Origin of the sequence: Erythrobacter sp. EC-HK427, from assembly GCF_902498745.1 — a bacterium.
Lineage (GTDB): Bacteria > Pseudomonadota > Alphaproteobacteria > Sphingomonadales > Sphingomonadaceae > Alteraurantiacibacter.
In genome coordinates, this window is record NZ_LR701479.1 from 180,825 (window position 1) to 200,835 (window position 20,011).

Consider the following 20,011-nt stretch of genomic DNA (forward strand, 5'->3'; position numbering starts at 1 on the left):
GATCAAAAATAGGGCGGCTGGTGCAGTCCCTTGGGTGAAGCGGTGAAAATCTCCGCGCCGTCTTCGGTAATGCCGATCGAGTGTTCGAACTGCGCCGACAAGGACTTGTCGCGCGTCACCGCCGTCCAGCCGTCATTGAGCAGCTTTACGTGCGGGCGGCCCAGATTGATCATCGGTTCGATAGTCATGAACATGCCCGCTTTCAGCTCCGGCCCGGTGCCAGCGCGCGCGGCGTGGACGACTTCGGGCGCGTCGTGGAACAGGCGGCCAAGGCCGTGCCCGCAGAAATCGCGCACCACGCCATAACGGTGGCTTTCCGCGTGCCGCTGGATCGCCGCGCCGATATCGCCCAGCCGCGCGCCGGGGCGCACCTGCGCAATGCCCAGCATCAGGCATTCATACGTAACCTCCACCAGCTTCTTGGCCTTCAGCGAAGGCTCGCCGACAAAAAACATCCGGCTGGTATCGCCGTGCCAGCCATCCAAAAGCGGCGTCACGTCAATATTGACGATATCGCCATCCTTCAGCCGCTTGTCCGACGGGATGCCGTGGCACACCACATGGTTGATCGAGATGCAGCAGCTATGCGTGTAGCCGCGATAGCCGAGCGTTGCGGGCACTGCGCCGCCATCCAGCGTCATTTCGCGCACCACGCGGTCAAGCTCTTCGGTGGAAACACCGGGCTCGACCCGCTGCGTCAATTCATCGAGGATCTGCGCGGCCAATTGCCCGGCCTTGCGCATCCCTTCAAAGCCTTCGGGCCCGTGGAGCTTGATGGTGCCGTCGCGATAGACCGAGGTGTCGGCGGTTACGTGCTGATATTGCGTCATGCGCTGCCATATAGCGTCGAAACGGGCAAAATGCGAGGCAGGCTTTCGCCCCGCCGCTCACACTGTCCCTTACTCGGCAACCGCAAAGGCTGAACGATATTGTGGCTTCACCGCCGCCAGCACCGCTTCGTCCACCGGGAAGGTGAACTCATACGCGCCTTCGGCATAAGGCCCCGCGACATAGGGCGCGATCTGCACGCCGATCCGGTTGAAATTGCGGCGGTTGCTCGAACCAAGCAGGACATTGGTATCTTCCAGCGCCACGCAGTTCTGATAGGGATCGTCCGGTTGCGGCTCGACCGCATCGCCGCGCCGCTCCGCCCGCTCGGCGTTCAGTGCTTCGCACAAGCGGTCTCCCATTGCGCTATCGAGCGCCTCTGCGGAGGTAAACAGCGCCAGCGGTTCCAGCGCGCGCCGGTTCTCACGATCCCAGACAATCGAATCGAAGCCGTAATTGGGATGCGCGCCGCCGTAATAGGTATCGAGCGCGGCGGAGAGGCTGAGCCAGCCGGGCAGTTGGGCCACGACTTCCCACACCGTGCTGCTGGAATATTTGTTGAACGGAAAACCGTTGTCGCGCGCCTCGTCACGTCCTTCATTGGCCTCGCGCTCCAGCGTGGCGCGCTGGCGATCCATCCGTTCGTCGAGCCATGCGGCAAGGCCCGGCTCCTCGCCCGCTTCCTGCGGATAGGCGTATTCGAACAGGAAGGTGTCGGTTTCCTCGGTGATCTCACGCGCGCCGCCGGTTGGCGCATCGGGCGCGGGCGTGCCGCTGGCCGAAGCGCTGGCAGTGGGCGACGGCGTGGCCGAAGCCTCGGCCACCGGCTCTTCCCCGCCACCCAATGCGTCGCAACCCGCCACAGCGAGCGCCGGAACCGCAAGGCACAGGAATCGTCGGATCATCACGCGAGCAGCCTTTCCAAACGCGAGCGAAAACGGCAAGCGTTATTCTATGAGCATTGCAACAGATCTGATCCAGCCGGACCGCGGGCAGGACGCCGTCGCCATCCATCTCGTCAACAAATCCGGGTTCGAGGAATTCGCCAAAGGCCTCTCCGGCCCGCAACGCGCGGCATTGGCGGCACAGAAGTTCAACGGCAGCGGCTATCAGGTGGGCATTGTGCCCGCCAAAAGCGCCGAAGACGACACCTGGTTTGCAGTCGGCGGCGTGGCCGATCCGGCGGAACTGTCCAGCTGGTGCCTTGCCAAGCTGGCGGAAGACTTGCCCGAAGGCACCTATCGTCTGCATGGCCGCCAGCCCGGCCCGGCCCTGTTCGGCTGGCAGAGCGCGCAATACCGCTTCACCCGCTACACCGACAACCCCGATGCCGAGGGACCGCGTGTCCTGCTGACCGAGGATGTCGCCAAGATCGACCTCGCTGTTGCCGAGGCGCAGGCCTGCGCGCTGGTGGCGACGCTCGTCAACACGCCCGCCGAAGACATGGGCCCTGCCGCGCTGGAGGCCGAGGCGGAACGGATCGCCAAGGCGCACAAGGCAGAGCTTGAGGTCATTCGCGGCGATGCGCTCGAAACCGGCTTTCCCATGGTGCACATGGTGGGCCGCGCAGCCGCGCGCAGCCATGCGCCGCGGCTGATCCGCTTCACCTGGGGAAATCCGGCGCATCCCAAAGTGGCGATTGTCGGCAAGGGCGTGTGTTTCGATTCGGGCGGGCTCGACATCAAACCGGCGAGCGGAATGCTGCTGATGAAGAAGGACATGGGCGGCGCTGCGCACGCGCTGGCATTGGCCGAGCTGGTCATGCAGGCGGGCCTCAAGCTGCATTTGCATTGCATCGTTCCGGCGGTGGAAAACGCGATTGCGGGCAACGCCTTCCGCCCCGGCGACGTGCTGAAAAGCCGCAAGGGGATCACCGTGGAAATCGGCAATACCGATGCCGAGGGTCGCCTCATCCTCGGCGATGCGCTGACGCTGGCGAGCGAGCACGAGCCCGAACTGGTGATCGACTTTGCTACGCTCACCGGAGCCGCCCGCGTGGCGGTGGGGCCGGATTTGCCCGCGCTCTTCACCCGCCGCGACCAGACTGCCGAGCAACTGATCGCCGCAGGCAAAGCGCATGATGACGAGCCGTGGCGCCTGCCGATCTGGGAGCCGTATGGCGAATGGCTGAAATCGGACATCGCCGATATGAACAACACCCACACCAACGGCTTTGCCGGGGCCAGCGTTGCCGCGAGCTTCCTCGACCGGTTTGTGGGCGAAGACATTGACTGGGCGCATTTCGATACCTTCGCCTGGCGGCCCGTGCCCAAGCCCGGCAGGCCCAAGGGCGGCGCGGCGCTGGGCCTGCGCGCGGCCTTCCATATGCTGCGTGGCCGCTACGGTTAACGCACCGCTGTTCGGGCAACTTGCCCAAAGCGCGTGACGCAGCTAAGCGCGCCACGTATTTTGCTGGAGAGGACATCTCGGGTTGCCATCGGGTGATGCAATAGAGGCGGGCAGTAAGCCGCAGGGGCCGTTTATCCTTGCGGGGCCTGTTGCGCGGCCCGATCCGGCATCGGTGCCCCTGCGCGGCGATCTGGCGCATATCGCGCTCGCCGGACGCTATTTCGTGCCGCATTATGCCGTTCCCCAGCCGCGCACGGTGCTGCCCGGCGGCGCGCCGCTGCTGCGTGAAAACCGGGATGGTGCAGAGGAATTGTGCGTGCTGATGGAAGGCGACAGTTTCGAAGTGCTCGATGTGACCGGCGATTGGGCCTGGGGCTGCCTCGGCGTAGAAGGGCCGGTCGGCTATGTCCGCGTGGGCCTGCTGGAACCGCTCATCGCATGACCTACACCGTTTTTATAGACGGCGCTGAAGGCACGACGGGCCTTGAAATCGCGCAGCGGCTGGAAGGGCGCGCGGAGTTTGATATCATCCGCCTGTCCGATGCCGAGCGCAAGGATCCCGATTGCCGCCGCACGTCGCTCAATTTCGCCGATTTCGCCATTCTCTGCCTGCCCGATGATGCCGCGCGGGAAGCGGTGGCGATGCTGGATGCGGACAGTGGCACCCGCGTGATCGACGCGTCCACCGCGCACCGCACCGCGCCGGGCTGGATATACGGCTTCCCCGAACTGGTCGGGCCGAGCGTGGTGGCAGGCGCCAAGCGGGTCGCCAATCCCGGCTGCTACCCCACCGGCTTCCTCGCTCTGCTCGCGCCGCTGGTGCGCGCCAAGCTGTTGCCGCGCGACTGGTCGTATTCGGTCAATGCGGTGTCGGGCTATTCGGGGGGCGGCAAAGGCCTGATCGCCCGCTTCGAGGAAGAAGGCGATATCGCCTTCCGCTCCTATGGCATGAGCCTTGATCACAAGCATCTGGCGGAAATGCAGAAAAATGCCGGATTGCAGTATCCGCCGGTTTTCGCACCCGCCGTGGTGCCCGCCTTTCGCGGGATGCTGGTGGAAATACCGCTCGGCCTCTCCGCCATGCGCACGGCCGCTTCGGCAGACAAGTTGCGCGCCGAACTCGCCCGCTATTACGCCGATGCGCCGCTCGTCACCGTCCACGAAGACCGGCCCGCCGAACTGCTGCTGCGCGCGGACGAACCTGCTTCCGACCGGATCGACCTGTGGGTGATGGCGGACGAAGCGGGCACCAGTGCGCGGCTGGTGGCGCGGCTCGATAATCTCGGCAAAGGCGCAGCGGGTGCAGCGGTGCAATCGCTCAACCTGATGGCCGGATGCGATCCGCTGGCGGGCCTGCGGGTCTGATTTCCCGGCGCCTTTTTGCGCTCTAACTGCCCAGCTTTTGGGCACGCCTGCCTCCTAATTCACCACGCAAAGCGAATCCCGCGCAGCCGTTTTGCGCAAGCATATTCCGCGCACGCCGTGCTGCGCTGCGCAAATGTTGCGAAAGCGCCCTTTCGCACCCGCACACAAACCGCTAGGCCCGATACTATCAGCTTTGGCACGATTCTTGAGTTGCATGAAGCGAAACAGGTGGCCGCCTGATGTCGATAGAGCCACCGCACCGGAAGAGAATTACGAAGGACGGGCACACCCTGTGAAGAAGATCGAAGCCATCATCAAACCCTTCAAGCTCGATGAAGTGAAGGATGCGCTGCACGAAGTCGGCGTGTCGGGCATCACCGTCACCGAGGCGAAGGGTTTCGGCCGGCAGAAAGGCCATACCGAGCTGTATCGCGGGGCCGAATATGTCGTCGATTTCCTGCCCAAGGTGAAGCTCGAGGTGATCGTGCCCGACACGCTGGCTGACAAGACCGTGGAAGCCATCGCCGCCGCCGCGCAAACGGGGCGGATCGGGGATGGCAAGATCTTCGTCTCCGACATCGCCACCGCCATCCGCATCCGCACCGGCGAACGCGACGACGACGCGCTGTAACCCGGCCTTCGCACACCCCCTTACCCAACACTAATTTACCTCAGGAGAACAATCCAAAATGGCAACCGCAGCAGACATCGTGAAGCAGATCGCAGACGAGGAAATCGAATGGGTCGATCTCCGCTTCACCGACCCCAAGGGCAAGTGGCAGCACCTGACGATGGTCGCCAGCGCGCTCGATGAAGACCAGCTGGAAGAAGGCCTGATGTTCGACGGCTCCTCGATCGCTGGTTGGAAGGTCATCAACGAATCCGACATGATCCTGAAGCCCGATCTGGACGCGACCTATATGGACCCGTTCAGCGCCACGCCGATGATGGTCATTTGCTGCGATATCGTCGAGCCGAGCACGGGCGAAGGCTATAACCGCGATCCGCGCTCGACTGCGAAGCGCGCCGAAGCCTATCTCGCCACCACCGGCATCGGCGATACCGTCTATGTCGGCCCCGAAGCCGAATTCTTCATGTTCGACGATGTCCGGTTTGAAGACGGCTATGCCGGCAGCGGCTTCCAGATCGACGATATCGAACTGCCGACCAATACCGGCGCGGAAATCGAAGGCGGCAACATGGCGCACCGTCCGCGCGTCAAGGGCGGCTATTTCCCCGTCGCGCCGGTGGACAGCGCGGTCGATATTCGTGGCGAGATGGTCTCGACCATGCTCGAAATGGGCCTACCTTGTGACAAGCACCACCACGAAGTCGCCGCCGCGCAGCACGAGCTGGGCTTGACCTTCGGCACGCTGGTGGAAACCGCCGACCGGATGCAGGTCTACAAATATGTCGTGCACCAGGTGGCCCACGCCTATGGCAAGACCGCGACCTTCATGCCCAAGCCGATCAAGGATGATAACGGCTCGGGGATGCACACGCATATGTCGATCTGGGCCGATGGCAAGCCGACCTTCGCGGGCAATGGCTATGCCGGTCTGTCGGACAACTGCCTCTATTACATCGGCGGCGTGATCAAGCACGCCAAGGCGCTGAACGCCTTCACCAACCCGACCACCAACAGCTACAAGCGACTGGTGCCGGGCTTTGAAGCGCCCGTGCTGCTCGCCTATTCGGCGCGCAACCGTTCGGCATCGTGCCGCATTCCCTACGGCTCGGGCGAGAAGGCGAAGCGCGTGGAATTCCGCTTCCCCGACGCGATGGCCAACCCCTACCTCGCCTATGCCGCGCTGCTGATGGCGGGTCTGGACGGCATCCAGAACAAGATCCATCCGGGCGAGGCGATGGACAAGAACCTCTACGATCTGCCCCCGGCAGAGCTGGCCGAAGTGCCGACCGTGTGCGGTTCCTTGCGCGAGGCGCTGGATTCGCTGGCGGCAGACCACGACTTCCTGCTGGCAGGCGATGTGTTCTCCAAGGACCAGATCGAAGCCTATATGGAACTGAAGTGGGAAGAAGTGATGCGCGTGGAAACGACCCCGACGGCGGTCGAATTCGACCTGTATTACAGCGCGTAATGTGATGTGCGAGGGGCCATCCGGCCCCTCGCCTCCTCGCTTCGCTGCGGGCGGCCAGTCGGCCTTGCGGTGCTTTCGACACCGAAGCAACCGCCCTCAAGTAACGAAGCGATAGGTAGAAAGTAGAGCCGCCCGGAGCGATCCGGGCGGCTTTTTGTTACTTGCTAGCTATCCATTTCCGCCAGAATGCCATCCAGTTGCTTGTAGACCGACCTACCCCAGAGCGACTTGTCGAGCCTTTCCATCACATTTTCGATGCCGGCTTCGACGCTAGTATCAGAGCAAAACGTATCAACGTCCTCCGCTTCAGCCAGCAAAGCTGCGACAAATTCGGCAGGGTTCAGAACGTTGGGGGCTTCCTTGAACAATCCATGCCATGACTTTTCGTAAGACACGGTTTGCCACTGCTGCAGAAAGAACCATATTCCGAAACGCAATGCTTCAGGCGTCGCAAACCCCGTCCGTTTGGCCATTGCAGGAAAGACGCGCCGGGCTGCAAAGTAATCATGTTCCTGATCGATGATCTTTACCCATTCGCGCAGCGCATCAAATCCGGCGTCGTCCAGCATCGCAAGCGTCAAAGCCGTTTCGGACAAAGCGCCCGGACTGTGATCCGATGGCCCCGATTTCGGCGACACCGAACGTTCCTCGTATAAGGCAGCGGCCTGCCTGCCATAAGCCATTAACAGCGCGCGCAATTCCGGCAGGAAGATTGCCACCTGATCCGCGTCAAGCTTCCTGATAGTTTCGCAGAACTTTTTCTCGCCAATGCGCTTTTTGTCGATACGGATTCTTAGAGCGAACTGGTCTCCGAAGATCAGTTTCTTCAAACCCTCTTCTTCCAGCCTGCTCCGCATTTGCGCAAATGCCGCAGCAACGCTCTGCCCGCTCCAGTCATCGCATTCGAAGACCTGTGTCGAGCGTTGCCTGACATAGGCATTGATGTCTCTATATGCTTCCGGGCTGATTGATTTGTAGCGTGAAGATGCTTCGTCAACGGGTCGCAATTCGTCTAGTGTTCCGTTGATCGAAGCATGGCGATGGTACTTGTGCTCCACATACCGGTAACCACCAGCACTGTCGGGGTCTGGCACCATTCCTGAACGGGACTTCCGCGCAGATTCATTCCTCCAAACAACCGTAAAGCCTTCCGAATCGTCGTCCCAATCGACTCTCTCGATCCAGTGATAAAGCCATCGCTCCATACTATCCTCGGAAGAGAACCCGTTCACTCTTTTGGCCGACCAAAGGTATTCACTAAATTCCTCCATGCTCTCCAAGCTTCCGAGGTGCTCTAGTATAGGCAATTTATCCTCGAATACCTCGTCATGCCGGACAACAAATTCTTGAATCCGCTCAAACGGGTCAAGGCGGTAGAGATCGACGCCGCGACCGACCGGAACGCGAGCCGGCCTCCTGTTTCCGCGAGGGAAACTCAAAACGTTCAACAGCCCTTTGAGCGGCGATTGTGGCCGATCCGGAAACATTTTCCGATGCGTCGCCAAGGCCCATTGCCCATCGGGACTGAAAAAGCCGATTTCTGGTCCGTAAAAGCCACGCAGCACTTCCGGTAAACCTGTCTGCAGCTCCGCCGTCAGCGTTTCGGGATCGAAGATCGCAATCGCCGGAGTAGAAGCAACCCGACCGATACATACCAGCTTTCCATCTGCACGCGGTGCGATTGTGAGGCCAGAATACTCTGGATGTATCTGTAAACGCCTGCCTATTTTGCCATCGACAGAGAATTGCCAGATATGGGACGCACGGTCTGCCATTTCGCCGCCTTGGCCGCGGATCTTCAACAACTCTCTATCAAGCTCAGAAACGAAAACAGACCGGTTTGCTTCTGAGTAGCACCAGGATAGCCGGTAATTGTTCTTGGTATGGAAAAAGAATTCGGGGTTCGAAGCAAAACTGGTTTGTCTGCGCTCCACCGTATCGAAGATGGCCAACTGGGATTGGTGCGAATAGCGGCCGACAGCAAGGACATACCGTTCGTCGAGGTTGTGCATTTTGGCGGGGAAATTCTCAAAGGGGAGAAAATACCACGCTTCGGGAGTGCCAGAATTGACTTCGACAGCAGTCAACCCACAGCTGTCTATAGGCGACGTCCGGATGTCCATATCCGCTCCAAATTCCCGATCACGAAAAACTACGACAAAAGCTTTGTGGCTCGCGCTGCTGGGCAGCAATGCTAACAAAAGCAAGGTGAAAGGCCAGCCCTTCCTCACCACACGTCCACCCACACCCCCACATTCCGCTTGAACATCCCGCGCCGCGCGCGCAAATGCTGCGCCACCACCGGGCCCCTCTGGCGCGCGCTACCGGAGCGCTCGCGATGTCGGCGGGATTGCTTGTGCTTTCCGGCGGATTTTCGATCATATGACTGCTCTGCTTATTCTGGGCGGCCTTGCCCTTCTCGCCATCGGAGGCGAACTCCTTGTGCGCGGCGCGGTGGGGCTGGCGGCCATCCTGCGCATTTCCCCGTTGCTTGCCGGCCTGACGATTGTCGGCTTCGGCACCTCGACACCCGAGCTGGCGACCAGCATCCAGGCCGCCTTTGCCGGTTCGCCCGGGATTGCAGTGGGCAATGTCATCGGCTCCAACATCGCCAATATCCTCTTTATTCTCGGAGTGAGTGCCGTTTTCCTGCCGCTTGCGGTGCGACCCGATGCGTTTGCCCGCGACGCGATTGCGCTCGCCGGATCGACCGCTTTGTGCGTGGGTGCGGTGATGCTTGGCGCAATCGGCGCACTGGCGGGGATCGTCCTGCTTGCCAGCCTCGTCGCTTATGTCATCTGGGCCTATCGCTCGGAAAAGGACAGCGGCGGTGCGGAGGAAGAGCGACATATCGCTGAGGTCGAGGATACCGCGCCCAAAACGCACAGCACGCCGATCCTGCTCGGCATGGTCGTCGCCGGACTTGCCGCCGCGATTTTCGGCGCAGGGCTGCTGGTTGATGGCGCGGTGATCCTTGCGCGCAGTGCGGGGATGTCCGAATCGGTAATCGGGCTCACCATCGTAGCGGTCGGCACGTCGCTGCCTGAACTGATCGCCTGCCTCGTCGCGGTCAATCGCGGCCATTCGGAAGTGGCGCTGGGCAATATTGTGGGATCAAATATCTATAACGTGCTCGGTATTCTTGGCCTTACCGCGATTATCCATCCGCTCGCGATCCCTGCTGAAATCGCACAGGTCGATATCTGGGTGATGGCCGGAACCACCGCGTTGTTGCTTGTGATGCTGCGCACCGGGTGGAAGATCACTCGCATGGAAGGCGGTGTGCTAGTGGCGCTCTATGTCGCCTATACCGCTTTCCTGTTGATGCGGTAACCGCCAAGCGGATACGAAAACGCTGCGGAAAGCCAGTGGTCTCCGCCGCGCCTCGGGACAATCGTTTTGACTAGCGCGTCTAGCGGGGCTTGAGCAGCCCGCGCTTGCCGGTCGACCAGAAGGCAGCGATCAGCAGGAAGGAAGCGAACATCGTCATCCAGTCGAGCATGGCGGGGCCAGGCACATATTCCAGATGCGCTGCCGTTGCCCAGCCGCCGCCGATCGTCATGACGAGATAGAAGGCAGTAGCGGCGGTCTCGCGGCTCACCTGTTGCATCATTTCGTCCATCAGCTTGAGCTGGCGGTTGCCCGCCCACCAGCTACCGATCAAAGCGGCCACCAGCACAGCAAGGGCAACGCCAGCGGGAACAGGGCCGAGCGGCTGCGCAAAAGCGAGCAACATCAGCGCTGCGCCCAAGGGCACCATGCTGATGGTGCTGTAGAAGAGGATCTTGCGCTGCTCCATCAGCTCCTCCGGGTCTTCGACATTGAGAAACTTCGCGCCCACCTTGGGGCTGATGACGCCCACGCCTGCCATCAATCCCACAATGACGTAAAGCAATCCGATTGTCGCGGCGATTTCGCGCGACAGCCCGATGGAGCCCAATGCACCGCTTTCGATAACGCCCCCCAGGATGCGGGTTGTGACCAAGCCAATCGCTGCGCCAACACCTACTGAAATCACCAGCTTGCGGGTCTTGCTGCCCGACTTTTGTTCGTTAGCCATATCCATTACTCCGAACCTTCCTGTGCTTGGGGTTCCCAATCATCGATAAACAAGTCCGGCACGCTCACGCCGAACAGCTTCGCCATGCGCAATGCCAGCGGCAGCGAGGGATCGTATTTGTCGGTTTCCACCGCATTGATCGTCTGCCGCGACACGCCGAGCCTGCGGGCCAGTTCGCCCTGGCTCCACGCGTGCTTCTCGCGGTGTTCCTTACCCTGCGGTGAGACCGGTTGGCGCGCGGCTCATTCATCGAGCATCCCCCGCTTGTTCGCCGCAACAGTCGATCCCACAAGCGAGAACCCCCAGAACAGGCTAAGCCAATCCAGCGCATAGGGCGCGCGGACGAGACCGAGATATCCCACCGCTGCCCAGCTGCCGCCGATTGCCAGCATGAAGCCATAAGTCCAGACCGCCGATTCAAGGCTCGCCGCGCGCATAAGTTCGTCCATAAATGGCAGGCTCTTCATCCAGAACGTCAGACCCGCGATCATCAGCAGGAAGAAGATTGCCCCGCCGGCCACCGGATTCAGCCAGACGTTCGGGCCTGATAGCGTCAGGACGATCAGGGCCAGCCCCAGAAATACGACTGCCGCAGTTTGCATGAGATAAAGCGAACGGGAATCCACAAGGTCCTGTGCATTCGGGCCCGTAAGGAGGCCCTGTCCCACTTTGGGTGCGGCAAGTGCTGCCAGCAAGACCAGTCCAACGAGCAGGTAGAAGCCCCCAATACTAAGCGCCACAACGCCCGACAGGCCGAGTGCGTCCAGCATGGAGGTGTCGATATCCCATCCACTCCTGGTGGCTGCAAATTTCCCGACACCATAGCCGACCAAACCGGCGAAAAAGCCAATAATTACCGCACCCGTAAGGCCTTTGGGTCGCCATTTGCCGCGCGGTTGCGCATTGCCATCGGTCATCATTCTACAGGTTCCCAATCATCGATAAACAAGTCCGGCACGCTCACGCCGAACAGCTTCGCCATGCGCAATGCCAGCGGCAGCGACGGATCGTATTTGTCGGTCTCCACCGCATTGATCGTCTGCCGCGACACGCCGAGCCGCCGGGCAAGCTCGCCCTGGCTCCACGCGTGTTTCTCGCGGTGTTCCTTCAACCGGTTCTGCACCGAATCACCTTTCTGCCTGACAAGAGCTCTTTACTGTAAAGAGGTCTTGTCAGTCAAGAGCTCTTGTCACCCTTTCCTACACGCGAACTGTCGCCCTAGCCCTTGCTGTCTCTCCCACACGACGCGAGGAAACTGTTATGACCTATGCCGCCATGCTCGAATTTTTCCGCAAGCTGCGCCGCCACGCCTCCCCCCGGCCCGCCCTTCAGGGGGCTGCCCGAATGCACGCCGATTTTTCCCCTCAGGACAGTGTAACAGGTGTAACAGGTTCGCCGCCAAACCCCTCAAAGATCGGGGAAAAGGGCATCGCGCTGATCCAACACTTCGAAGGCTGTGCGAAAAAGCGGGCGGATGGCATGATCGAGGCCTATCCCGATCCCGGCACCGGCGGTGATCCGTGGACCATCGGCTGGGGCGCGACGGGCAAGGACGGGTTCCATGGCGGGCGTATCGCCAAGGGGACGGTGTGGACGCAGGCGCAATGCGATGCGCGGCTGGCGGCGGATCTGGCGCGCTATGCGGCGGAAGTAGCCCGCGCGCTGGGCGATGCGCCGCGCTCGCAGAACCAGTTCGATGCGCTGGTCAGCTTCCATTACAACACCGGCGCCATCGGCAAGGCGACGCTGACGCGCAAGCATATCGCAGGCGACCATGCGGGCGCGGCGCGCGAGTTTGACCGCTGGGTCTATGCCGGAGGGCGCGTGCTCAAAGGCCTCGTCCGGCGGCGCGCGGCGGAAGCAGCGCTGTATCGGGAGGGCTAGTAGTCCCGCCGGTATTCCAGTGCCGCGCTATGCCGTCCGATTGTGCTCACCGTGGCAAGCAGGTTCAGCCAGTTGGAAATGCGGAACTCGGCATTGGTGGCGGAATAGCCCGCGCCATCGGTGATGATCTCGACATAGAAGCGGTTGGCGAAATTCCGTCCCAACGCAATCGCTGTGCCGCGCCCCAGCGCGGTATCGGCAGGCACCAGCCGCAACCGGTCGAGCCCGATTGCCGAGCGCAACTGGTTGATCGGATCGAGCCCTGCGCCGCCGCGCAGGCTCGCCACCGCCGCACCCAGTTGCAGCGCATCGGTGGCGGAGAGGTTGGAGATCGATCCGCCGAACAACAGCCGCGCCAGCAATTCCTCCTGCGGCAGCGAAGGGTTGGAGGTGAAGCTGATCTGCGGCTGGCTGGCGCGCCCGACAATGTCGACCGACACCGCGAGCCCGTCCACGCGGGTTTCGGCCACCAGGTCAATCTGCGGATCAAGCGCCTCGGCTGCGCTGAAGCGGATGATACCTTGGGTGATCGCAAACTGCCGTCCGGCAAAGGAGTAGAACCCCTGCCGCGGCACCACCACCACCGTGCCACCCAGCCGCGGATCGGCGGTGGTGCCGCGGATCTCCAGATTATCGGTGCGCCACTGGCTGTCGAGCCCCAGCCCGTCGACCTCGATGCCGCCGGGCGCGCCGACATCGATCAGATACCGCCAGCGGCCCGTGGTTGTGGCAATGGGGGCGATATCGCCGGGGACGTTGCGCTCGCGCGTCAGCACTTGCGGCAGTTCGGCAATCGCCTCGGCCGCCGTGCCCAGCCGCCACCGCGCGCTATCGGCGGTGAGGCGACCTGCGATCGTGCCGCCCCGCCCGTCGGAAATAATGCGCATCGGCCCGGTAATCACCGCGCCCATATTGGGCAGATCGAGCAGTTCTGCCCTGCGTGCGGCGATGCGCAAATCCATGCTCGGCCCGCGCGTGCGGCTGATGTTCGACAGGTCGATATAGCCGCTGCCGCTCACCGTGCCACCATTGGGCGCGGTGCCGCTGAAGCGGGTGAGGTTGAAGCGCGAACCGGTGAAGCGACCGGCGGCGGAGACATCGCTCAGATCGGTGCCGATCAGCCCGCTGCGCACCCGCAAGCCGCCGCCTGCGAGCGAGCCCACCACGCGCGGGTTCTCCAGCGTGCCGCGAATATCGGCGGCTACCGCGACATCGCCGGTCACATCGAGCAGGCTGATCGCCGCCAGCCGCCACAGCGCGGCAGACGAGCCGTTGTAGCGCAGCTGTGCGAACAGATTGCCGCGATAGAGCCGCTCGGTCAGCGTGCCGTTGGCGGGCAGCCCGGCAATGCGCGCCTGCAAGCGCCCGTCGAGCCCGTTGCCGTCATCCATCACCGCGCGCGCCTGGAACAGCGTTTCGGAGAGGTCGGCGACCAGCGCAATGTCCATCGGTTCGGAAGTCAGCAGCGCGCTCGAACGGGTCAGCCCCTCGATCATGAGCCGCGCTTCGCCGGTCGGCAGGCTGCCGCGCCCGGCGGTGATCTCGGCCACGCCCGACACGGTGCCACCCACGCCCAGCTCGCCGGTCAGCACATCGGAAAGGCCCAGCGGCATATCAACGAGCGAGAGGCGGCCCTGCATCGGCAAATCGCCGCCGAACCGTCCGCTGGCAAGCACGAAGCCGTTGCCGAAGGAAAGCTGGCTGCGCTGCAATTCCCAGCCGCCATCTTCGAGCGGCAAGAACACCGCGCGGCGCGGCATGGAGATACGGCGGTTATCGTAGGAACCATCCACCGCCACCGCGATCCGCTCGGTACTGGCATCGCCAGTGACGCGCAATTCGAAGCGGCTACCGCGCCGCCCCGTCAACGCGGCGTTGAAGCGGCCGACATTGTCCGTCACCTGCGCGCGGGCGGCAAGGCGACCGATGAAGATCTGGCCATAGCTGAGGCCGGTGAGATTGGCGTTGCCATTGAGGCTCACAGCGCCATCGGCGAAAACCCCCGCCGCATCAATCGTCCCGCTATGGATAAGCAGCGGCGTCGCCCCTTCGAAGCGGGCCGAGCGCGCGGCCAGATCGATGTCGAAGCCCTGCCCGCCATCGCGCACCGCCAGCGCAATCGTCCCGTCAAGTCCGCCGCGCCCGACATTAAGATTGCCCTCGACCCCGCCTTCGACCAGCGTCAGCACGCCCGCCAGCTGCGTTTCGGACACGGTCAGGCGCGTGATGTCGAAAGTCGTCGTCCCGTCGCGGGCGATATTGAGCAGCAGTTCACCGTCAAACGCGCCGAGCAGCGATCCGCCTTCGGTCTCTATCCGGAACCCGTCATCGGTGGGCGCGAGCGCGACGCGCACATTGCTGAGGCGCGCGGCAGGCAGCGGGTCGGCGAACACCAGCACCGCGCGCGGGCCGTCATCCGCCAGCTCCGCCTCCACCGTAAACGGGCCGTATTCGACATGGCGTCCGCTGCCCGCCAGCGTTGTGGTTCCGCCATCGATATCGCCCGAGAGGATGGCATTGGCCTTGGTCGACACCACGCTGAAGCGGTCAAAGGCGATGGGCGTGCCCTCGCCCAGCCGCACGCCGCCTCCGAAGCGGATATTGCCGCCCGACAAATTGGCGAGCGTCGCATTGGTCACCCGCGACACCACGCCGCTGACATCGGCTTGCAGCTGCCACGGATTGCCGCCGCCGATCACGAAGCGGATTTGCGCGCCGCCGTCGATTTCACCGATCCCGTCGAACAGCAAGTCCTGCATATCCACCGGCCCCGTCACCCGCGTGACGCCGGTGTTGAAATCACTGGAGAGGCCAAGCTGCGCGCTCAGCCGCTGGAACTGCACATCGAGATTGTCGGAAGTGAGCGTGCCACCTGCCAGCGCCACATTGCCGCGCACGCGCCCGTCCACCAGCCGCGGATCGGCGAGTTCGATGCCGCTCACCACGCGCCCGATGGCGGCATCGAGGCTGGAGGTGAAGCGCGTGCCGTCATAGGCGAGCGTGCCGCGCTGGAGCACATTGGTGACAATCGTGCCTGCCAGATCGATTTCGGCCACGCGCAATTCATGCGGCATAGTGAAATCGCCGAAATCCCCCGCCAGCGTGCCCGTAATACTCGCGCCATTGAGGGCAATCGTCTCGCTGAACAGCTGCGGGTCGAGCAGTTGCGCGGCGATCACCAGATCCTCGAAGCGGTTATCGGCCAGGTCAATCGCGCCTGCCCCGTCGGCATTGAGCCCACGCCCGCGCAGCACGAAACCGCCTGTCGCCACGCTACTCTCCAGCGCGCCCGTTGCGGTCAGCATCACCGTTTCGCCCAGCGCCCTCGCTGTCAGCCCTTCGACATAGGCGAGCGGGTTGATGCGGGCGACCAGCCGGTATTCGCCGCTTTCGTTGAACAATTGCCCTTCGATCAGCTCCTGCCCGCCCTGGAGCGCCCGAATGTCGCCTTCCCAGCGCGTCCAGCTGCCATCGCCTTCAACTTGCAGCGCAAGATCCTGCTCGGCCCCGACCAGCCCCGCCAACACTCCCCCCGCCGGAGCTTGATAGTCGACCGCGATATCGAACACATCGCCATCGGGCTGCACGTCGATCAGCGCGGTGAACACATCCGCGCCGCCCAGTTCACCGCCCGCATCGAGGAATACCCGCCCGTCGCGGATATCGGCTTCCGCCGCGAAGCTGACCAGCCGTTCCTCGCCGATCAGCCCTTCCGCAACGGTCAGATTGTCGATCGCAAAGCGGTCTATCCGGATGTCGAAATCGGGCAGGATCGGCGCGTCGGGATCGCCTTCATCGAGCACGGGAGCCGCGTAAAGCGTCCCGTCGTTGAGGACGAGGTGGCGGATATCCAGCCCGCTAAACAGCCACTTATGCGGCCGCCAGTTGAGATCGACGGTGGGCACTTCCAGAAACAGCGTGTCATTGGCATCGCGGAATTCGACATCGTACAGCGTCGCGCTCCACAGGATCGAGCCTTCGATTTCGCCAACATCGATCTGCAATCCCGAGGCGGGCGCAACCTTGCCAATCTGGTCGACGATAAACTGGCGGCCCGGCGGCGTGTGCAGAAAGGCTATGAACAGTAGCAACAGCAGCAGCAGGCTGAGCAGCGCGTAGACCAGCCAGCGCACCGCACGAAAGGCCCAGAAGTCGCGCAGCGTCGATGACGCGGGCGCAGCGTCTGCGGGCGCTTCGGCTTCCGGGGTGCCTGTTTCCTCTCCCGTCATCAGAACGCCTGACCCAGCCCGATATAGACCGCGATCCATTCATCGTTCGGCCCCCGGTTAAGCGGCACCGCGACATCAAGGCGCAGCGGGCCGAACTCGGTTTCGTAGCGCACGCCCACGCCCGCGCCCCATTGGATATTGCCGAAATCGGGCAGCTCGTCCTCGCCGACGGAGCCTGCATCGAAGAACGGCACCACGCTCAGCGCGCCGTCGAAGAACGGCGTGCCGATGCGCGCTTCGGCGGAAATCTCAACCAGGCTGCGCCCGCCCGCCGGATCGCCCTCGTCGGTGCGCGGGCCGATCTGGCGGTAGCCGTAGCCGCGCACCGATCCGCCGCCGCCGGCATAGAGCCGCCGCGAGGGGGCAATGCCATCCAGCGCACTGCCCGGCGTGCTGGCCAGACGCAGCCGCCCGGCCAGTACCGTATCGTCGCCCACTTGCTGATAATAGGAAAAGTCGGCCTGGCTGCGCAGATAGAAGCTCTGCACCCCGTCATTGTCAGAGGCTTCGGGCGAAAGCCGCAAGGATGCGCGCCAGCCTTCTGTGGGATCGAGCAGATCGTCCGATTCGTCGATCTGCCCGAACAGCGGCAGCGCGGCGATGAAATAGTCCTCGCTCGGCAATTCGACCCGGTTCACGTCAAATTCGCTTTCGCGCGTCGCCACCAATTCGATGCCGACCGACCAGCTATACTCCTTCTGGAACAGGAGGTTGCTCACCCGCTCGAAACTGCCCGTCAGCGAAAGCGTTTGCGCATCATAGGCTTCGTAATCGATAGTGCTGGCAAAGGCATCCACCGTCAGAATGCGGTCACGCCCGGTGAAATTGCTGCGGCGGAAGGTAACGCCCGCCAATTGTTCCTGCGTGCCGAGAACACCGCGCACGCGCAGCAAGCCTTCGGGCGGGAAGAGGTTGCGGTGTTCCCACATCCCTTCGATCCGGATGCCTTCCTCGGTGCCAACGCCGATGCTGCCCGCCAGCGTGCGCAATGGTGCGGGCGTAAGCGAAGCGGCGATGTTGACGACGCCGGGTTGATCGCCGTCAGGCTCTGCCACCACCACCGGCTGAAGATCGACCGCGCCAACAATGCCGGTGGCGAGTATCGCGCGGCGCAGATCGACCACGTCACTGCGTTGGTAGGGATCGTCGCGATGCCAGCGGGCGATGCGCGTCAGATGCTCGCCGGAGAGGAAATCCTCGTTCTCGCTCACCACCTCGCCCATGACGAAGACACCGCCGGGCTTCACCTGCATGGTGAGATCGCCCTCGATACGGGCATGGTCGATCTCCAGTTCGGGATCGCGCACGACGGCGAAGGGGAAACCGCCTTCGGCCAGTCCGTCTTCTAGGGCAGTGCGCCCGTCGGTCACCGCGTCGAGCGAGATGAAATTGCCCGGATAGACGCCGAAGGCTTCGCGCAAATCGTCATAGGCCGCGCCTGCCAGCACCAGACTGCCCAGATCGACCGCGCCAAAGCGATAACGCGGGCCGGGGATTATATCGAAGCGCGCGGTGGGTGTTTCGTCAGCGCCTTCGTCTTCAGCGCCAGCACCGCCAATGCTGCGGATCACTTGCGCGTCGTAATAGCCGTAAACCCGCAAAAGCTCGTTCAGCAAGACCTCGTCATCACGCGCCTGCGCGGCGAGGCGGGCAAGATTGCCGTCATCGTCCAGCAGTGCGATGCTGGACAGCGCCTCGAACCGGGCGAGGAAGGCATAGCGTTCGGGGAACAGCGCCCGCTCGCTGGGGAACACCAGCACCAGCTCGTCCGAAATCCGTTCCTCGCTGCCGGGCGGCAGTGGCGGGATTTCGTCATCGAAGGTGGCGAATTCGATGGGCTCCTCATCCGGCGCAAGCGGCGCGAGCTGCGGACGCTCCATCGCATCGGGCCAGGGGATGGTGATCTCGGGCAAATCGGCGAGTGGAGAGGAGGCATCAATCGGCGGCAGAGACAGCAGTTCGTCGAGGCCCACCTGAAGTTGGGCATCGGGCACGCCCTGCGCCGCCCACGCCTCCGGATCGGCCACCGCTGCATCGGGGATCAGGTCTTCAAGCGAGCGATCTTGCACCCTGCCTTGCGCATCCTGCGCCAGTGCAGGCTGCGCGGCGAGGCTGCACGCGCCCAGCGCCGCCAGCACGGCAACGCGGCCAAGCGCGCGCTCAGGCGAGCTTGTATTCGGCTTGCAAGCCCGGCGTATTGTCTTTTGATCCGCCATCGGGAGCAGGAATCCTTTCGCCCCCGTCGCGCGTGAACTTGTCGATAAGCGCGCGCTGCTCATCATCCCCCAAACGCCGCCATCCCTGCGGCCCCAGCACTTCCAAGGGGCGGAAGCGCACCTTGTATTGCATCCGCGCACTGCCTTCGACCCAATAGCCGAGATAGACGAAAGGCAGCTTCCCGCGTGCAGCGCGGCGAATATGGTCAAGAATGACGTAGGTACCAAGTCCGCTGCGATCCTTGTGATCGGGATCGAAGAAGCTGTAGATCATCGAAAGCCCGTCTGCCTGACGATCCATTAAACACGCAGCGACCAGACGTCCAACCCCGCCCGTGGGGGACGGTTCCCGGTATTCCACGACAAAGCTGGACACGGCGGTGTGTTCGACCATGTCGGCATAATCGACTTCGTCCATCGCTGCCATCCCGCCGCCGGGGTGGCGGTATTCGAGATAATGCTGGAGCAGCTCGAATTGCTCGGCCGTCGCCCACGGCTTGCATTCGGTGGCGATCAAATCCGAATTGCGCTTCAGAATGCGCTTTTGCGATGCCGATGGCCGGAAATCGAAGGCAGACACGCGCACCGAAACGCAGGCGCGGCAATCGGCGCAGGACGGGCGGTAGGCCACTGTCTGGCTGCGGCGGAAACCGATGCGGCCCAGCGCATCGTTCAACTGTTCGGCGTGCGGGCCTTTCAGCTCGGTAAAGACTTTGCGTTCGGTCTTGCCCTCAAGATACGGACAAGGCGCGGGGCTCGTGACGAAGAATCGGGGGAAGCGAACGGGGGCCGTCACGGTCTTGGTCGATCCTTTCGATTCCGGTGCATCCTGCGCCAACGGGGCGCTGCGAACGGGCGATTGCCTCTGCCGCATCTGTTGCACGGCTGAATCGCTCATAGAACCATGTTAACCAAAAAAAGCCGCTTGGGGAGCAATAATTTCCACAAGTCCCTTGCCAGCAGTGGCAAAGCATCCCGTAT

General features: G+C 62.8%; 16 protein-coding genes and 1 pseudogene. 7 read left to right on the forward strand and 10 right to left on the reverse strand.

Annotated features, from left to right (window positions below; genetic code table 11):
- Positions 1-2 precede the first annotated feature (2 nt).
- A complete protein-coding gene (map, locus tag GC121_RS00955; protein ID WP_151972245.1) occupies positions 3-830 on the reverse strand; it encodes a type I methionyl aminopeptidase in 828 nt (275 codons plus the stop codon).
- Between the two features lie 69 nt (positions 831-899).
- Positions 900-1,733 carry a DUF4163 domain-containing protein gene (locus GC121_RS00960; RefSeq protein ID WP_151972247.1) on the reverse strand — a complete coding sequence of 278 codons (834 nt, stop codon included), beginning with the start codon at positions 1,731-1,733 and terminating at the stop codon, positions 900-902.
- A gap of 49 nt (positions 1,734-1,782) precedes the next feature.
- Between GC121_RS00960 and GC121_RS00965 the strand changes: the two genes are divergently transcribed.
- The 5 genes from GC121_RS00965 (at position 1,783) to glnA (ending at position 6,641) form a co-directional block, all read left to right on the forward strand.
- On the forward strand, positions 1,783-3,177 hold the full coding sequence (locus GC121_RS00965; protein WP_151972249.1) for a M17 family metallopeptidase: 1,395 nt from the start codon (positions 1,783-1,785) through the stop codon (positions 3,175-3,177).
- 82 nt (positions 3,178-3,259) lie between these two features.
- On the forward strand, positions 3,260-3,619 hold the full coding sequence (locus GC121_RS00970) for a hypothetical protein (RefSeq protein ID WP_234421048.1): 360 nt from the start codon (positions 3,260-3,262) through the stop codon (positions 3,617-3,619).
- On the forward strand, positions 3,616-4,542 hold the full coding sequence (gene argC, locus GC121_RS00975; RefSeq protein WP_151972251.1) for an N-acetyl-gamma-glutamyl-phosphate reductase: 927 nt from the start codon (positions 3,616-3,618) through the stop codon (positions 4,540-4,542). The genes GC121_RS00970 and argC overlap by 4 nt, the downstream gene beginning before the upstream one ends.
- Positions 4,543-4,834: 292 nt before the next feature.
- A complete protein-coding gene (locus GC121_RS00980; protein WP_151975524.1) occupies positions 4,835-5,173 on the forward strand; it encodes a P-II family nitrogen regulator in 339 nt (112 codons plus the stop codon).
- 58 nt (positions 5,174-5,231) lie between these two features.
- Positions 5,232-6,641 (forward strand): type I glutamate--ammonia ligase, encoded by a 1,410-nt coding sequence (gene glnA / locus GC121_RS00985; RefSeq protein ID WP_151972253.1) that lies wholly within the window; start codon positions 5,232-5,234, stop codon positions 6,639-6,641.
- A 164-nt stretch (positions 6,642-6,805) separates the two neighbouring features.
- On the opposite strand, the gene GC121_RS00990 is transcribed toward glnA, so the two are convergent.
- The gene (locus GC121_RS00990; protein WP_151972255.1) at positions 6,806-8,728 is read right to left on the reverse strand and encodes a hypothetical protein; all 1,923 of its coding nucleotides are present in this window, start codon (positions 8,726-8,728) and stop codon (positions 6,806-6,808) included.
- Between the two features lie 295 nt (positions 8,729-9,023).
- On the opposite strand from GC121_RS00990, the gene GC121_RS00995 reads away from it, so the two are divergent.
- Positions 9,024-9,974: a calcium/sodium antiporter gene (locus tag GC121_RS00995; RefSeq protein WP_151972257.1), complete on the forward strand. Its 951-nt coding sequence runs from the start codon at positions 9,024-9,026 to the stop codon at positions 9,972-9,974.
- A 79-nt stretch (positions 9,975-10,053) separates the two neighbouring features.
- Here the strand turns inward: GC121_RS00995 and GC121_RS01000 are convergent, their stop codons facing one another.
- The 4 genes and pseudogenes from GC121_RS01000 to GC121_RS01015 form a co-directional block, all read right to left on the reverse strand.
- Positions 10,054-10,701 carry a hypothetical protein gene (locus tag GC121_RS01000; protein WP_151972259.1) on the reverse strand — a complete coding sequence of 216 codons (648 nt, stop codon included), beginning with the start codon at positions 10,699-10,701 and terminating at the stop codon, positions 10,054-10,056.
- A gap of 5 nt (positions 10,702-10,706) precedes the next feature.
- Positions 10,707-10,904, reverse strand: a pseudogene (locus GC121_RS01005) (helix-turn-helix transcriptional regulator); the annotation flags it as partial.
- Between the two features lie 39 nt (positions 10,905-10,943).
- Positions 10,944-11,621, reverse strand: a complete 678-nt coding sequence (locus tag GC121_RS01010; RefSeq protein WP_151972263.1) for a hypothetical protein — start codon at positions 11,619-11,621, stop codon at positions 10,944-10,946.
- On the reverse strand, positions 11,618-11,824 hold the full coding sequence (locus GC121_RS01015; protein WP_151972265.1) for a helix-turn-helix transcriptional regulator: 207 nt from the start codon (positions 11,822-11,824) through the stop codon (positions 11,618-11,620). Before GC121_RS01015 ends, GC121_RS01010 begins: the two co-directional genes overlap by 4 nt.
- Before the next feature lie 137 nt (positions 11,825-11,961).
- Between GC121_RS01015 and GC121_RS01020 the strand changes: the two genes are divergently transcribed.
- Positions 11,962-12,585, forward strand: coding sequence for a lysozyme (locus GC121_RS01020; RefSeq protein ID WP_234421049.1), 624 nt, complete (start codon positions 11,962-11,964; stop codon positions 12,583-12,585).
- Here GC121_RS01020 and GC121_RS01025 read toward each other — a convergent pair.
- From GC121_RS01025 to GC121_RS01035, 3 genes are read right to left on the reverse strand one after another with little or no spacing between them, the layout of a single operon-like run.
- Positions 12,582-16,814, reverse strand: a complete 4,233-nt coding sequence (locus GC121_RS01025; protein WP_199857692.1) for a translocation/assembly module TamB domain-containing protein — start codon at positions 16,812-16,814, stop codon at positions 12,582-12,584. The two genes, GC121_RS01020 and GC121_RS01025, sit on opposite strands and share 4 nt — an antisense overlap.
- On the reverse strand, positions 16,814-19,030 hold the full coding sequence (locus GC121_RS01030) for an autotransporter assembly complex family protein (RefSeq protein ID WP_151972269.1): 2,217 nt from the start codon (positions 19,028-19,030) through the stop codon (positions 16,814-16,816). The genes GC121_RS01025 and GC121_RS01030 overlap by 1 nt, the downstream gene beginning before the upstream one ends.
- Positions 18,975-19,826 (reverse strand): arginyltransferase, encoded by an 852-nt coding sequence (locus GC121_RS01035; RefSeq protein WP_151975526.1) that lies wholly within the window; start codon positions 19,824-19,826, stop codon positions 18,975-18,977. Before GC121_RS01035 ends, GC121_RS01030 begins: the two co-directional genes overlap by 56 nt.
- Positions 19,827-20,011: the final 185 nt, after the last annotated feature.